Below are 14,661 nucleotides of genomic sequence, written 5' to 3' on the forward strand. Positions count from 1 at the left end.
GGTGCAGGCGACGCTCCAGCCGGACGTCGCCTGCGGTGCGTAGGTTCTTGGGAGGCTCGACCGGTGTTCAGTCGTATCGCCATTGTCAACCGCGGAGAAGCCGCGATGCGGCTGATCCACGCGGTGCGGGATCTATCGGCAGAAACCGGGACAAGAATCGAGACGGTCGCCCTCTTCACCGACGCCGACCGCAACGCCACCTTCGTCCGGGAAGCCGACCTCGCGTACCCGCTGGGCCCCGCGTCGGCCCGGCCGTACCTCGACCACGCCGTGCTGGCCCGGGCGCTCCAGGAGACCGGCGCGGACGCCGCCTGGGTCGGCTGGGGCTTCGTGGCCGAGGACGCCGAGTTCGCCGAGTTGTGCGGGCGCATCGGCGTCACCTTCGTCGGACCGAGCCCCGACGCCACGCGCCGGCTCGGCGACAAGATCGGCGCGAAGCTGCTCGCCGAGGAGGTCGGCGTCCCCGTCGCACCCTGGAGCCGCGGCGAGGTGGCCACCCTCGACGAGGCACTGCGCGCCGGCGAGGAGATCGGCTACCCGCTGATGCTCAAGGCGACCGCGGGCGGCGGAGGGCGCGGCATCCGGATGGTGGCCTCGCCCGACGAACTCGCCGACGCGTACCAGCGCACCAGCCAGGAGGCGCTGCGCGCCTTCGGCTCCGGCGTGGTCTTCCTGGAGCGCCTGGTCACCGGCGCCCGGCACGTCGAGGTGCAGGTCATCGCGGACGGCCAGGGCACCGCCTGGGCGCTCGGCGTACGCGACTGCTCGGTGCAGCGGCGCAACCAGAAGATCATCGAGGAGTCCGCCTCCCCGGTGCTGGACCCCGCGCAGACCGCCGAACTGAAGGCCTCCGCCGAACGGCTCGCGCTGGCCGTCGGCTACCGCGGCGCCTGCACCGTGGAGTTCCTCTACCACCCCGGCGAGAAGCTGTTCGCCTTCCTCGAGGTCAACACGCGCCTCCAGGTCGAGCACCCGATCACCGAGGTCACCACCGGCGTGGACCTGGTCCGGCTGCAACTGCACGTCGCCGACGGCGGCAAACTCACCGGTACCCGCCCCGCGGAGATCGGGCACGCCGTCGAGGCCCGCCTCAACGCCGAGGACCCGGACCGCGACTTCGCCCCCGCACCCGGCCGCATCGCACGCTTCGTGCCGCCCGCCGGACCCGGCATCCGGGTGGACACCGGGGTCAGCGAGGGCGACACCATCCCGGCCGACTTCGACTCGATGATCGCCAAGATCATCGCGTACGGCGCCGACCGCGAGCAGGCCCTCGGCCGACTGCGCCGCGCGATGGCCGAGACCACGGTCGTCATCGAGGGCGGCACCACGAACAAGAGCTTCGTCCTCGACCTCCTCGACCAGCCCGAGGTGGTCGGCGCGACCGCCGACACCGGCTGGATCGACCGGGTGCGCGGCGAAGGCCGCCTGGTCTGCGACCGGCACTCCGGCGTCGCCCTCGCGGCCGCCGCCGTCGAGGCGTACGAGGAGGACGAACGCGTCGAGCGGGCACGGCTGCTGTCCACCGCGTTCGGCGGCCGCCCGCAGGTGCGGCACGAGTCCGGCCGACCGCTGGACCTGCGGCTGCGCGGCGTCGGCTACCGCGTGCGGGTCACGCGCGTCGGCGCACACCGCTTCCACGTGGGCATCGAGGCGGGCGACTCGGTGCGCACCGCCGACGTCGAACTCGACCGCTTCGACCGGCACTCCGGGCGGATCGTCGTCAACGGCACCCGCTTCCGCCTGCTCATCGGCACCCACGGCCCGACCCACCTCGTCGAGGTCGACGGTGTCACCCACCGCATCAGCCGCGACGAGGGCGGCGTGGTCCGCTCCCCCGCACCCGCCCTGGTCGTCGCCACCCCGCTGGCGGTCGGCGCCGAGGTGGAGGCCGGCACGCCCGTGCTGGTGTTGGAGAGCATGAAGATGGAGACCGTGCTCCGGGCGCCGTTCAAGGCCCGGCTCAAGGAGTGCGTCGTCTCGGTCGGCAGCCAGGTCGAGACCGGGGCGCCGCTGCTGAAGCTGGAGCCGCTCGCCGACGAGGAGGCCGAGGAGACCGCGGCCGCGCCGCCGGTCGAACTGGACCTGCCCGAGCGGCCCGCGGACGTCGCGGCGCGCGAGCGGGCCGTACGCGGCCTGGAAGACCTGCACAGCGTGGTGCTCGGCTTCGACGTCGACCCGTACGACGAGGGGCGGGTGCTCGGCGACTTCCTCACCGCACGCGCCGCCGCCGCGGAGGAAGGCCACCGGCTGCTCGCCGAGGAGGTCGACCTCATCGGCGCGTTCGCCGACCTCGCCGAACTGAGCCGCAACCGGCCGGCCAGCGAGGACGGCGACGACGGCCACGCGTACAGCGCCCGCGAGTACTTCCACCTGTACCTGCAGAGCCTGGACGCCGAACGCGCCGCCCTCCCCGAGGCGTTCCGCGCCCGGCTCGGCAAGGCGCTCGGCCGCTACGGCGTGACCGACCTGGACCGCTCCCCCGACCTGGAAGCCGCGGTGTTCCGGGTCTTCCTCGCCCAGCGCCGGGCGTCCGCCGACGCGAAGATCGTCACCGCCCTGCTGCGCGAGTGGCTGCGCGAGCCCCCGCCCGGCGAGGCCTTGCGTGAGCCCGTCGGCCTGGCACTCGAACGGCTGGTGACCGCGACCCAGGTCCGCTTCCCCGCGGTCGCCGACCTCGCGCGCGGCGTGGTCTTCGCCTGGTTCGCCCAGCCTCTGCTGCGCCGCAACCGCGCGCGCGTGTACGCCGGGGTGCGCAAGCACCTGCGGCACCTGGACGCGTTCCCGGACGCCCCGGACCGCGCCGAGCGCATGGCCGAGATGGTCCGCAGTACCGAGCCGCTCGTACGGCTGCTCGGCCAGCGCCTGATCCGTGCCGGCCTGGACCACGCGGTCATGCTGGAGGTGCTGACCCGGCGGTACTACGGCAACAAGGGCCTGACCGCGATCCACACCCGCGAGTTCACCGGCTGCACCTTCGTGGTCGCCGAGCGCGCCGACTCGTGCGTCGCCTCGACCGCGGTGCGCTTCGACGCGCTCGACGACGCGCTGCGCGGGCTCGCCGCGCTCGCCGCCGACGAGTCCGCCGTCGACGCCGACATCTACCTGGCCTGGGAGAACCAGCCGGAAGACTTCGACAGCATGGCCGCGGCCCTGCACGACGTACTGGTCGCGCACGCGCTGCCCCGCTCGGTCCGCCGCATCACCATGACCGTCGCGGGCCGCGGCGGCGCCGTGATGCACCACCACTTCACGTACCGCCCGTCGCTCGTCACCGGGATGACCGAGGAACGCCTGATCCGCGGGCTCCACCCGTACATCGCCGAGCGGATGCAGATGGAGCGGCTGAGCGGGTTCGACCTGACCCGGCTGCCGTCGTCGGACGAAGAGGTCTACCTCTTCCGGTGCGTGGCCCGCGAGAACCCCTCGGACGACCGACTTGTCGCCTTCGCACAAGTCCGGGACCTCACCGAACTCCGTGAGCACGACGGCAAGTTGGTGGCACTGCCGACCACTGAGGACACGGTCGCGGCCTGCCTCGACTCGATCCGCAGCGCCCAGTCGCAGCGGCCGTCGAAGAAGCGGTTCCACACCAACCGCATCGTGGTCTACGTCTGGCCGGCCATAGAGCTCACCCGCGAGGAGGTGGAGACGATCGGCCGCCGCGTGCTGCCGACCACCGCGGGCGCGGGGCTGGAGGAGATCCAGTTCATCGCGCGGCAGCGCGACCGCGAGACCGGCGAACTGGCCAAGGTCGCCGTACGGTTCGTCTTCGACGCGGCCGGCGGCGCCGAGCTGGTCGTGGGCGAGCCGCCCGTCGAGCCGGTCGAACCGGTCGACGACTACCGGCAGAAGGTGCTGCAGGCCAGCGCCCGCAACACCGTCTACCCGTACGAACTGACTCGCCTCCTGGGCGACTTCGTCGAGTACGACCTCGACGAGGCACACCAGCTGGTGCCCGCCGACCGACCGAAGGGACGCAACTCCGCGGCGATCGTGGCGGGCGTGGTCACCACACGGACGCCGCGCCACCGGCGGGGCGTCACCCGCGTCGTGCTGCTCGGCGACCCGACGAAGTCGCTCGGCGCGCTGTCCGAGCCCGAATGCCGCCGCGTCATCGCGGCGCTGGACCTCGCCGAACGCATGCGGGTGCCGCTGGAGTGGTACGCGCTGTCCGCGGGAGCCCGGATCTCCATGGACTCGGGCACCGAGAACATGGACTGGGTGGCCGCGGCACTCAAGCGGATCGTCGAGTTCACCCAGCAGGGCGGCGAGATCAACATCGTGGTGGCCGGCATCACGGTCGGCGCGCAGCCGTACTGGAACGCCGAAGCCACAATGCTCATGCACACCAAGGGCGTTCTCATCATGACGCCGGACTCGGCGATGGTGCTGACCGGCAAGCAGTCGCTGGACTTCTCCGGCGGCGTCTCGGCCGAGGACAACTTCGGCATCGGCGGCTACGACCGCGTCATGGGCCCGAACGGCCAGGCGCAGTACTGGGCGCCCAACCTGGCGAGCGCGCGGAACATCCTGATGGCGCACTACGACCACACGTACATCGCACCCGGCGAGAGCGCGCCGCGCAGGGCCGAGACCAAGGACCCGGTCGACCGCGACATCTCGTCCTTCCCGCACATGGTCGAGGGCAGCGACTTCACCAGCGTCGGGGAGATCTTCTCCGCGGAGCACAACCCGGACCGCAAGAAGCCGTTCGACATCCGCACCGTGATGCGCGCGCTGTCCGACCAGGACCACCCGGTGCTGGAGCGATGGGCGGGCATGGCCGACGCGGACACCGCGGTCGTCCAGGACGTCTACCTGGGCGGGCAGTCGGTGTGCCTGATCGGCATCGAGTCCCGGGCCGTACCGCGGCGCGGCTTCCCGCCCACCGACGGGCCGGACACCTACACCGCGGGCACGCTGTTCCCGCAGTCGTCGAAGAAGACCGCCCGGGCGATCAACGCGGCCTCCGGCAACCGGCCGCTCGTGGTCCTGGCCAACCTCTCCGGCTTCGACGGCTCACCGGAGTCCATGCGCAAGCTCCAGCTCGAGTACGGCGCGGAGATCGGCCGGGCCATCGTGAACTTCGACGGGCCGATCGTCTTCTGCGTCATCTCGCGCTACCACGGCGGCGCCTTCGTGGTGTTCTCCAAGGCCCTGAACCCGAACATGACGGTCCTGGCCCTGGACGGCTCCTTCGCCTCGGTCCTGGGCGGCGCTCCGGCCGCGGCGGTGGTCTTCGCCGGCGAGGTCGACAAGCGTACGGCGACCGACCCGCGGGTGACCGAGCTGAACGCCCGCGTCTCCGCCGCGGGCGGCACGGAGCGGGCCGCGCTGCACGCACAGCTCGTCGAACTCCAGCCGGCCGTACGGGCGGAGAAGCTCGGCGAGGTGGCAGCGGAGTTCGACCGCGTCCACAGCATCCGGCGCGCCGTCGAAGTGGGTTCCGTCGACGCGGTAATCCGAGCCGCCGAAATGCGCCCCCGCATCATCGAAGCCCTCGAACACGGCGTAAAACACTGGTCCGGAGGCTGACCCCCGCCTCCAGCAGCCCCACAAAGCCACCCCCACACCGACCCCGCCGCTTTCCGCGCATCCCTTGTCCCAACAAGGCGACGCCCAGAAAACGGCGGGGTCACCCCTCCACCCCGCACCGCAGGCCACCGGCACCCCAGGAAACGTCCAGTCCTGCCGAGCAGACCCGCCGCTTCACGACAGTCCACCTGAGCCGGCGCCACGCTCTGTTGCAGCGTCCATGAGGGTGCGGCGCTGCCCCATCTGGCGCAGCGGGTTCGATCGGGCGATTGATGCGCCCGTCTGATGCGGCAGTTGATGTTGAGGTGAACTCTTATGCAGTAAGGGCCTGTTACTAAAGGAGGCATGCTGTCCCCGCCGGGCCGATCCGGGAACCGCCGGCCGCCTCAGGCTAGTTCGAACACTCCACGTCCTCAGTCGAACAACTCCGCATCACTGGTTCGGCCCAAGCGTGGGAACGCGCGGTGGAACTCGGGGCAGTGGTGGGGGGATGGTGGCGTTTCTGTCTGCCTGCGGGGGGTGCAGGCGGCGGGGGTCAGGGGGTTATGAGGACTTTCAGGGCGGTGCGGGTGTTCATCGCCTGGTAGGCCTCGGCTATTGCGTCGAGGGCTACTGTGCCGTCGAAGACCGGGGACGGGTCGATGGTGCCGTCGAGGATGCGCGGGAGCAGCGTGGGGATGTGGGCGCGGACCGGTGCTATGCCGCCGCGCAGGGTGATGCTGCGGATGAAGAGCATGGCGGTGTCCAACGGGCTGCCGTGCGGGGCGCCGACCCATCCGACCGCGCCGCCGGGCCGCGTCGCGGCGATGGCGGTGTTCCGCGCCTCCGCCGTACCCGCGGCCTCGATCGAGGCGTGGACGCCGTGGCCGCCGGTCAGTTCGCGTACGGCTTCCACCGCGGCGTCGCCGCGCTCGGTGACCGCGGCTGTGGCGCCGAATTTCTGCGCGAGTTCGAGCCGCGCGGGGTGGCGGCCGAGGATGACGATGTTCTCCGCGCCCAGCATCCTCGCCGCCATGACCGCGCACAGGCCGACCGCGCCGTCGCCGACCACCGCGACCGACGCGCCGGGGCGCGCGCCGGCGCTCAGCGCCGCGTGGTAGCCGGTGCCCAGGACGTCCGCCAGCGTGAGCAGCGCGTTGAGCAGGCGGTCGTCGGAGGCGGCGTCCGCGGGCAGTTGGACGAGTGTGCTGTCGGCGTAGGGGACGCGGACGGCCTCCCCCTGGCCGCCGTCGGAACCGGCCGCGCCCCAGATCCCGCCGTTGGGGCACGCGCTGGGCAGGTCTTCGGTGCAGTAGACGCACGAGCCGTCGGACCAGCTGAGCGGTGCGATGACCAGGTCGCCCGGGCGCAGGGAGGTCACCTCTGGCCCGATGTCCGTCACCGTGCCGAGGAATTCGTGGCCGAGCCGCTGGCCCGGTTGCCGTGCGGACTCGCCTCGGTAGGCCCACAGGTCGGTGCCGCACACGCAGGAGCGGAGCACTTGGACGACGGCGTCGCCGGGCTGCCGGACGGATGCGTCGGGTACGTGCTCGACGCGGATGTCATACGGGCTGTGAATGGTGGTGGCGCGCATGCGGAACGTCCTTGTCCCCGGCGGCGGGCCGGTCTGCGATGAGGGTGATGAGGTCGAACTCCGCGACAGGGCGGCCGTCTTGGTTCACGACCTCGACGTGCCAGCACACGTCGCCGTTTCCGGCGCCGGGGCGCGGGGTGATGCGGCGGGCGGTCAGGGTGGCGGTCAGCGAGTCGTCCGGGCGTACCGGGGCGAGGAATCGCAGGTTCTCGAGCCCGCGATTGGCGAGCACCGGGCCGGGTTCCGGCGGCACGAACAGGCCCGTCGCCAGCGACAGGACCAGAAAGCCGTGAGCGACGATCCCGCGGAAGAACGGGTGTTCCGCGGCCGCGGCGTCGTCGGTGTGCAAGTAGTAGTGGTCTCCGGTGAGTTCGGCGAAGCGGGCGATGTCGGCCCGGGTCACCGTGCGCGGCCCCACCGTGATGGTGTCGCCGATGCGCAGGTCGCCGAGGTGGCGCCGGAGCGGGTGCGTGAAGCTGTGTACGTGTGCCGCGCCGGGTATCCACCGGTCGGTGGCCGCCGCCAGGTGCCGCGCCGAGGTCCGTATGGTCGTGGTGGTGAGGTGGTCGAGCGGCGGACGGTATCGGGGTTCGTCGACGGGCCCGCCGGGCGCGGCCGAGCTGTCGATCACCTCGATATGTCGCTGGGTGGGCGCGAGTTGGCGTACGAGGTCGGCCGCCCTCGCCGGCTCACCGGTGACCACCCAGGCACGCGACCCGCGTGCGCCGAGGGCCAGTGCGTGCGCGATGTCGTCGGACGAGCGGTATGGGATGAGGGTGCCGACGGGTCCGAACGCCTCGACCTGGTGCGGTTCTTGGTACTCCGCGTGCTCGGCGGCGAGGAGGATCGGGGGCAGGTACGCGCCGAACCGCTCATCCCGGGCCACGGCGTCGACCGCGCCCGGCGTGCCACGCACGGTACGCCCCACGCCGCGCAACCGGGCGACGCTCGACAATACGCGGCGCCGGTGGGCCTGGTCCACGAGCGGCCCCATGTCCACCCCGGTCGCGTACGGGTCGCCGAGCCGAATTCCGTCCAGTGCCGCGGCGGTTGCATCCGCAACGGAGTCCAAGAGCGTCGCCGGTACGAAGGCGCGCCGCGCCGCCGCGGGTGTCTGCCCGGCGTGTGCGGTCATGCCCGCCACGAAGCGGGACACGAACAGGTCGAAAGCCGCCGACCCCGGCGCCGCGTCGGCGCCCAGCACCGCGCAGCCGAGGGCGTCCGCGGCGAAGTCCTGCCGGGGCGGCGCGGCGAACTGCGCGATCCGGCCGCGCAGGTGCCGGGCCGTGGCGGAGGTCCCGGTGAAGCCGAACAGGTCATGGGCGCCGAGATGACGGATCAAGTCGGTTGGCCCGGACAGGATTTGCAGCGCCCCGTCGGGTACGCCAGGGCACTCGGCGATCCGCCGGACCAGGTGGACCGCGATCTGGGCGGTCCGGCGGGAGGGCCGCACGATGACCGGTACACCGGCGACGAAGGCGCGTGCGAAGGCATCCAGCAGGGTCGTGACGGGCAGGGCGAATCCGCTGATGTGGACCGCGACGCCGGGTGGTGCCGCGGCAACTGCCCGCAGCGGCACGCCGTTCACGCCGCTCGGCGCGCCGGAACCCCCGTGCACGAAGAGGCGGCCGTCCGCCGTGGCCCCGTCCCAGCCCGCGTCCCCTTCCCCGGCGAGGTGCCGGGTGACCGTCGCGGCGCAGTGGCGCATGGCGTCGAGACCGCCGGCGACGTCATGCGCGGCGTCGGCCCGCGATGCACCCAGATGGGCAAGCAGGCGTACGAACTCCTCGCGGTGCAGCGCGAGATGCCGAGCCAGACGGGTCGTCAGCCGGGCGCGTTGCGCGGAGTCCAGGCGCCGCAACGCTGGGGTGCCGACTGCGCGAGCGTACGCGAACGCGGGGGCCGCGTCGACCGCGGTCGTGGTGACCCGGTAGACCTCGTGGCCGTGCACGGCGTGTCGGCGCACGCTCCCCGCGTCGGCGGGTATGCGCCACTCCCCGCACAGGTAGTGGGGCACGGGACCCGTCACAGCCGGCTCCTCTCCCCCGGCCCGCACAGCGCCGCCGCGTCCGCGCGGAATTCCGTCGTGCCGCGATCCCGGCCCCGACCCAGCGCGCTCTTTTCGGCCGCGGCGGCGCGGAATGCCGTGGGTGATATCGCGTGTGCCGCCTTGAAAGTGCGCTGGAAATGACTGAGGTCCCGGTACCCGACGCCCAGGCAGATATCGGCCACCGAAAGTCCGCTTTCCAGGAGCAGTGTGCGGGCGCGTTCCATGCGCAACTCGGTGACGAAGTCGATGAACCGCTGCCCGGTGCGCTTCTTGAACGTGCGCGAGAAGTGGTACTTGCTCATGTGCGCGGCACGCGCCGCCAGGCCGAGCGTCAGCTCGTTGTCGGCGAAGTTCTCCCGGATGAACGCCACTGCGGCGTCGACCTGCTCGGCCACCGCGTCGGGGCCGGCGCCCCCGGGCCGGGAGTTTCCGTTCGGCGGGTCCGCGCGCAGTCGGCCGGTGAACCAGAACAACTCGTCGACGAAGCCCGTGAGCGAGCGGTTCGGTGCCGGTTCCTCGCCGGGGACCGCTCTGGCCGCGTCCGCGAAGGCCGCCGGACGCAGGCGCGGCCACCCGGTGCGCGCGGGGCCGGGCAGGACCAAGGCGGTCGGTATGACGACCGCGTCCAACGCCGCCAGCACGACCCGGAGATGGTCCACCGCGTGACTGCCGTGGCCCGCCCCCACCGCGACGAGGCCCACCGGCTTTCGGCGCACCGGCCCGCCGGCGAGTTCGTCGATGGCGAGCGTGATCTCCCCGGAGCAGGAGTTGTTGCGCACCTCGGTGAGCAGCACCAGGGCGTGCGCCTGCCCGGCCGCGGCCCGGAGTTGCTCGCGTACGCCACGGCCCGCCGGCCGCACCTGGAACCATTCCGGAGGCCGGCCCGCGGCCGCACCGATCATGTCCCGGAAGGCCGCGAAGGACGCGGCACCGCAGTCCGAATGCTCCGCGGCGTCGCTGACGACAAGAACAACAGGAGCGGTCGGTAATGTGGACGACTGAGCCATGATCGGCCTCCCCGTGGATCGATTCCCATGAAGACTAGGAAGAATCACGTGAAGTCCCCGTGAGGGTTCTCTGCGCAGTCATCGGAATTCCTTATGTCCGTGTTATCGGTGTCCCTTATGCCAGGAATTGCGGAGCGCCGGACGGCAGAAATCCGACGGACTCGAAGTAGTCGAGGTAGACCGCGATCAGCCTGCCGTCGATCGGCGGGCACGGCGCCCCGGCGTCGTCCGGCCCCGCGGTGCCCGCCGTGAGGTCGCCCGTCGGCGGCCGTCCCGCACCCGTCAGCAGCGCGCGGTAGGACGGCAGCAGCAGCGCCGCCCGGGCCAGTGCGCCGTCCTGCCGGTGCCGCGCGTCCCACAGGCGGGCGAGCCAGACATCGGACGGGACGGTCTCGACGGGGAAGCGCTCCGCGACGTGCGCGAGCAGTACGTGCAGCGGCATCCGGGACGGGTTGAGCAGGTAACGCACGCGCGCGGCAAGGCCGTTGCCGGGAACAGCGGGCGCGCCCGGCGTATCGGGCGCCACCGGCGTGGCCGTCGTAACCGCCGTGACCGGCGTGACCGGCGTGACCGGCGTGACCGGCGGAACCCGCGCACCCTGCGCATCCGGCGCGGACATGCGGACGATCGCCCGCGCCACGTAGTCCACCGGGGCAAAGGACACCTCGGCGTCGGCGGTGTTCGGGGCCGCACCGAGCAGCACGACCGCACGGATCAGGTTCCACACCGCGTCGTCGACCTGGCACGCGCCGGTGACCGAATGGCCGCTGATGCGCCCGGGACGGTAGATCCGCACCGGCACCCCGCGCTCGCCCGCCTCGGACACCAGCCGTTCCGCGGCCCATTTGCTCGTCACGTAGCCGGCCCCCGCGGTCCCGGGCGGCGGCGGACCCCCGGCTGGGTCGGCGCCCACCGCCGCGGTGGAGACGAAGTGCACGGGCTTGGTGTGGTCCGCGCAGGCCAGCCGCAGAACTTCGGCGGTGCCGCGTACGTTGGCGTCCCGCAGGAGCCCGTACGGTGCGATGTGGCTGACCCGGGCCCCGCTGTGCTGGATGACGTCGACCCGTTCGGCCAGCCGCGCCCATTGCCGGGGCGGCAGGCCCAGCCGGGGACGGGTCAGGTCGCCGGGGACCGGGACGATGCGGGCCGCGGTACGGCTGTCCCACAGCAGGTACCGCCGCATGGTGTCCTGGATGCGCTGCCGGGCCTGCTGCGGCGTGTCGGCGCGGACCAGGCACCACACGTCGTCGGGGGTCCGGTCCAGGAGTTCGCGCAGCAGGAAGGCGCCGAGGAACCCGGTGGCGCCGGTGAGCAGCACGCGGCGGTCGGGCGCGGTGCGAGGACGGTTGCGGACGACCGGCCTGATGTCGGGAGCCAGCACGATGTCGGTGCTCAGCCCGTTGCCCACGTCGGTACCCGGCCCTGCCCCCAGCCCCGAACCCAACCCCGGGGCCGACCCCGCGCCCAGGCCGGCGCCCGGCCCCGTCCTCAAATCCGCACCCGGGGCGCGCAGGCGGTTCACGTCCCGGCCTCGAGGCCAGCCCCGAGAGCAGCCCCGACTTCGGCTCCCGCCCCCGCTCCCCCGTCAAGCCGCCCGGCCACTTCCTCGATCCCGACGAACGCCATGGAGCGGTCCCGGCGTCCGAGCTTGAGCAGGGTGTCCCCCGGGCCCGCGTCGACAAGTGCGGGGACGCCCAGCCCACGGACCGCCTGCACGGCGTCGCGCCAGCGCACCGGCAGGACCAACCCCTGGGCAAGGCGCTCACGAACCTCGTCGGGATCGCTGTGGGCCCGCGCGTCGATGGCGGAGACGATCGGCGCGAATCCCGTCCTGAAGTCGGCCGCGGCCAGGCGTTCGCGCCACCGTGGCACGGCGTCCATCATCAAAGGGCTGTGGAATCCCCCGGCGATGGGCAGGAGTTCCGCCCTCAGGCATTGCTCGGCGGCGAGCGCGACCGCGTGCGCCACGGCCTCGGAATCCCCGGACAGGACCATTTGACGCGCGCTGTTGAGCCCCGCCACCTCCAGGATGCCGCCGCGCTCGGCCAGCGCTTGGCGACGCAGCCACTCCGCGTCGGCAGGCTCGGCGCCGATCACCGCGACCATGGCGCCGGGCCTGCGCAGGCTCTGCTCGCGGCACAACGCACCGCGTTCCAGGGCAAGTTCGAAACCCGCGTCACGGTCGAGAAATCCGGCGCAGGCTGCCGCCGCCAGTTCGCCGAGGCTGTGCCCGACCGTCACCGCCGGCCGGGCTTCCGGCCCGAACACCGCCTCGACGGCGGCGATCCCCGCCGCGAAGGTGGCCGGCTGGTTGACCGCGGTGTCGGCGAGATCCAGCGCATATGGGTCGACCGCGCCAAACGTCTCCAGCAGCCGTGCCACCAGGGGATGTGTGCGGTACGCGTGCAGCGCGCCGGTCAGCGCATCCTCCTTGGCCCCCTGCCCCGGAAAGGCGATTCCGTAGTCCGTCATGAGTGCACCCACCCTTCCTGGAGCGCGTCCGCCTGGCCCGGGTCGGGACCGGCCGCCCTGTCGAAGAACCGTTGAACCTGGGTCGGATCGGCCGCGATCGCGGCCAGACGGCTCTGCCCCCGGTCGGGCCGCAGCCGGGCGAGCGCGAGCGCGTCCGTGTAGCGCTCGGCCAGCACCCGGTCGCGCTGCCGGGCGAAGCGCGCCAACCCCGCGCACAGCAAAGACCCGTCGTGCAGGTCGCCGCCGATGCTCGCGGTGAGCAGCGCGGCCTGCCGGAACGCGGCGGTGATGCCGTCCGCGGTGACGGAGTCCTTGTGGTGGCCGGCGTCACCGACCAGCGCCCACCCCGGACCGGCCGCGCGCCGGAAGAAGTTGGGCTGCGCGCCGCAGCCGAAGAGGCGTTCCGTACGCGTTCCGGCGCGGGCGCGCTCGTGGAGTTCGGGCGCGGCGGCCTGAAGTCCTTCCAGGTACGCCGCTTCGGCGCGCGTCCGGATCGCCGGATACTCCCGTTGCGGGAAGTACACGCCGATGAGCGTGCGTCCGTCATTGGTCGGCACACACCCGACCCACCGTCCCCGGATCGCGTACGCCTCAAACCGGTCCGCCTGCACGCCGTCCCAGTAGCCGTAGTAGACGCAGCTCAGCGAAGGGTGTTCGAGCGTCACCGGAGCCGCGACCCCTTCCGCGACGACCGACCGCATCCCGTCCGCGCCGACCACCAGGGCGGCGGTGTCGGTGCCGGTCGCCGTCCCCGCCCGCCAGCTGACGCCCGCCACCCGGTCTCCGGCGAAGGCCAGTCCGGTCACCTGGCACTGTTCGCGGAACTCCACGCCCGCCGCGACCGCGGCCTCGGCGAGCACGTTGTCGAGGAGGTACCTCCTGGGGGCGTACGCCGCGGCGATCCCCCGGACCGGCGTCGGGGTGCCTTCCAGCCGTACGTCGGCCAACTGGTGCATCGCGGAGGTGATCGGCGGGCAGCCGGTCGCCTTGACGCGGTCCAGTACGCCCCAGGCGTCGAGCAGCGCGACGCCCGGCTGGTGGATGTAGAGAGTGGACAAGGTGTCCCGTGGAAACCGGGCCCGCTCCAGCATGAGGACGCGGTAGCCCGCACGGGCGAACAGCATGGCCGTGGGCGCCCCCGCGCAGCGCGCGCCCACGACGATCACGTCATACACGGCGAACTCCTGTTCCCGACAGTGGGTTTGCCGAGACACGTCCGGCGACGCACGGACGTTCGACCCGGTACGGGTGCCGTGCGGGCGGTCACAGGGCGAGACCTCCGTCCACTCCGATGACCTGGCCGTTGACGTACCGGGCCCGGTCCGACACGAGGAAGGCGACGACGTCGGCGACCTCCTCGGGTACGCCCGGTCGGCGCAGCGGAATCCGGTCCTCGATGGACTTCCGTGCCGCGGCCTTGAGTTGCGCGGTCACCTCGGTCTCGATCAGGCCGGGCGCCACCACGTTGGAGCGCACCCCGTAGCGGCCGAGCTCGCGGGCCAACGAGGCGGTGAAGCCGATGATCCCGGCCTTCGACGCGGCGTAGTTGCTCTGTCCGGCGCTACCCGTCCTACCGGCGACCGAGGACATGGTGACGATGCGGCCGCTGCCGTGCCGGATGAGCGCGAGGGTGGCCGCGCGGCAAGCGTGGTACGTCCCGTCGAGGTTGGTGCGCACCACCTCGTTCCAGTCGGCGTCGGACATCCGCACCAGCGGGCCGTCGCGGGTGATTCCGGCACACGTGACGAGAACAGCGAGCGGTCCGAGTTCCGCCTCGGCCGCCTCGACGAGCGCGCGGGCCTCCCCCGGATCGGCGACATCGGCCTTGTACGCGAGTACGCGCGCGGCCTTGCCGCCGACCGCGGTGGCCTCGTCCACGACCTCCGCCGCGGCGTCCGGCCGCGACCGGTAGCAGAACGCGACGTCGAAGCCGTCCGCGGCCAGACGGCGCACCACGGCGCGGCCGATGCCGCGCGATCCGCCGGTCACGACGGCGACCGGCCGCGGGTCGTCGGCCATGT

At 72.6% G+C, this 14,661-nt stretch carries 8 protein-coding genes; 1 reads left to right on the forward strand and 7 read right to left on the reverse strand.

What is annotated here, in order from left to right; genetic code table 11:
- The first annotated feature begins 63 nt into the window (after window positions 1-63).
- Entirely contained in the window at window positions 64-5,538 is a 5,475-nt protein-coding gene (locus ACWD12_RS34050; protein WP_450102817.1) for an ATP-binding protein, read from the forward strand.
- A 535-nt stretch (window positions 5,539-6,073) separates the two neighbouring features.
- On the opposite strand, the gene ACWD12_RS34055 is transcribed toward ACWD12_RS34050, so the two are convergent.
- The 7 genes from ACWD12_RS34055 to fabG all read right to left on the reverse strand — a co-directional run bounded on the left by ACWD12_RS34055 (window position 6,074) and on the right by fabG (window position 14,659).
- Complete coding sequence (locus tag ACWD12_RS34055; protein ID WP_450102818.1) at window positions 6,074-7,111, reverse strand: zinc-binding dehydrogenase; 1,038 nt, start codon at window positions 7,109-7,111, stop codon at window positions 6,074-6,076.
- Window positions 7,080-9,140: an aldehyde dehydrogenase family protein gene (locus ACWD12_RS34060; RefSeq protein WP_450102819.1), complete on the reverse strand. Its 2,061-nt coding sequence runs from the start codon at window positions 9,138-9,140 to the stop codon at window positions 7,080-7,082. Before ACWD12_RS34060 ends, ACWD12_RS34055 begins: the two co-directional genes overlap by 32 nt.
- Window positions 9,137-10,168: a helix-turn-helix domain-containing protein gene (locus ACWD12_RS34065; RefSeq protein WP_450102820.1), complete on the reverse strand. Its 1,032-nt coding sequence runs from the start codon at window positions 10,166-10,168 to the stop codon at window positions 9,137-9,139. Before ACWD12_RS34065 ends, ACWD12_RS34060 begins: the two co-directional genes overlap by 4 nt.
- Before the next feature lie 115 nt (window positions 10,169-10,283).
- Entirely contained in the window at window positions 10,284-11,576 is a 1,293-nt protein-coding gene (locus ACWD12_RS34070; RefSeq protein ID WP_450102821.1) for a thioester reductase domain-containing protein, read from the reverse strand.
- Between the two features lie 110 nt (window positions 11,577-11,686).
- A complete protein-coding gene (locus ACWD12_RS34075; RefSeq protein ID WP_450102822.1) occupies window positions 11,687-12,640 on the reverse strand; it encodes an ACP S-malonyltransferase in 954 nt (317 codons plus the stop codon).
- Complete coding sequence (locus ACWD12_RS34080) at window positions 12,637-13,815, reverse strand: FAD-dependent oxidoreductase (protein ID WP_450102823.1); 1,179 nt, start codon at window positions 13,813-13,815, stop codon at window positions 12,637-12,639. Before ACWD12_RS34080 ends, ACWD12_RS34075 begins: the two co-directional genes overlap by 4 nt.
- 88 nt (window positions 13,816-13,903) lie before the next feature.
- A complete protein-coding gene (fabG, locus tag ACWD12_RS34085; protein ID WP_450102824.1) occupies window positions 13,904-14,659 on the reverse strand; it encodes a 3-oxoacyl-ACP reductase FabG in 756 nt (251 codons plus the stop codon).
- Between the last annotated feature and the right edge of the window lie 2 nt (window positions 14,660-14,661).

Source organism: Streptodolium elevatio (genome assembly GCF_053592165.1).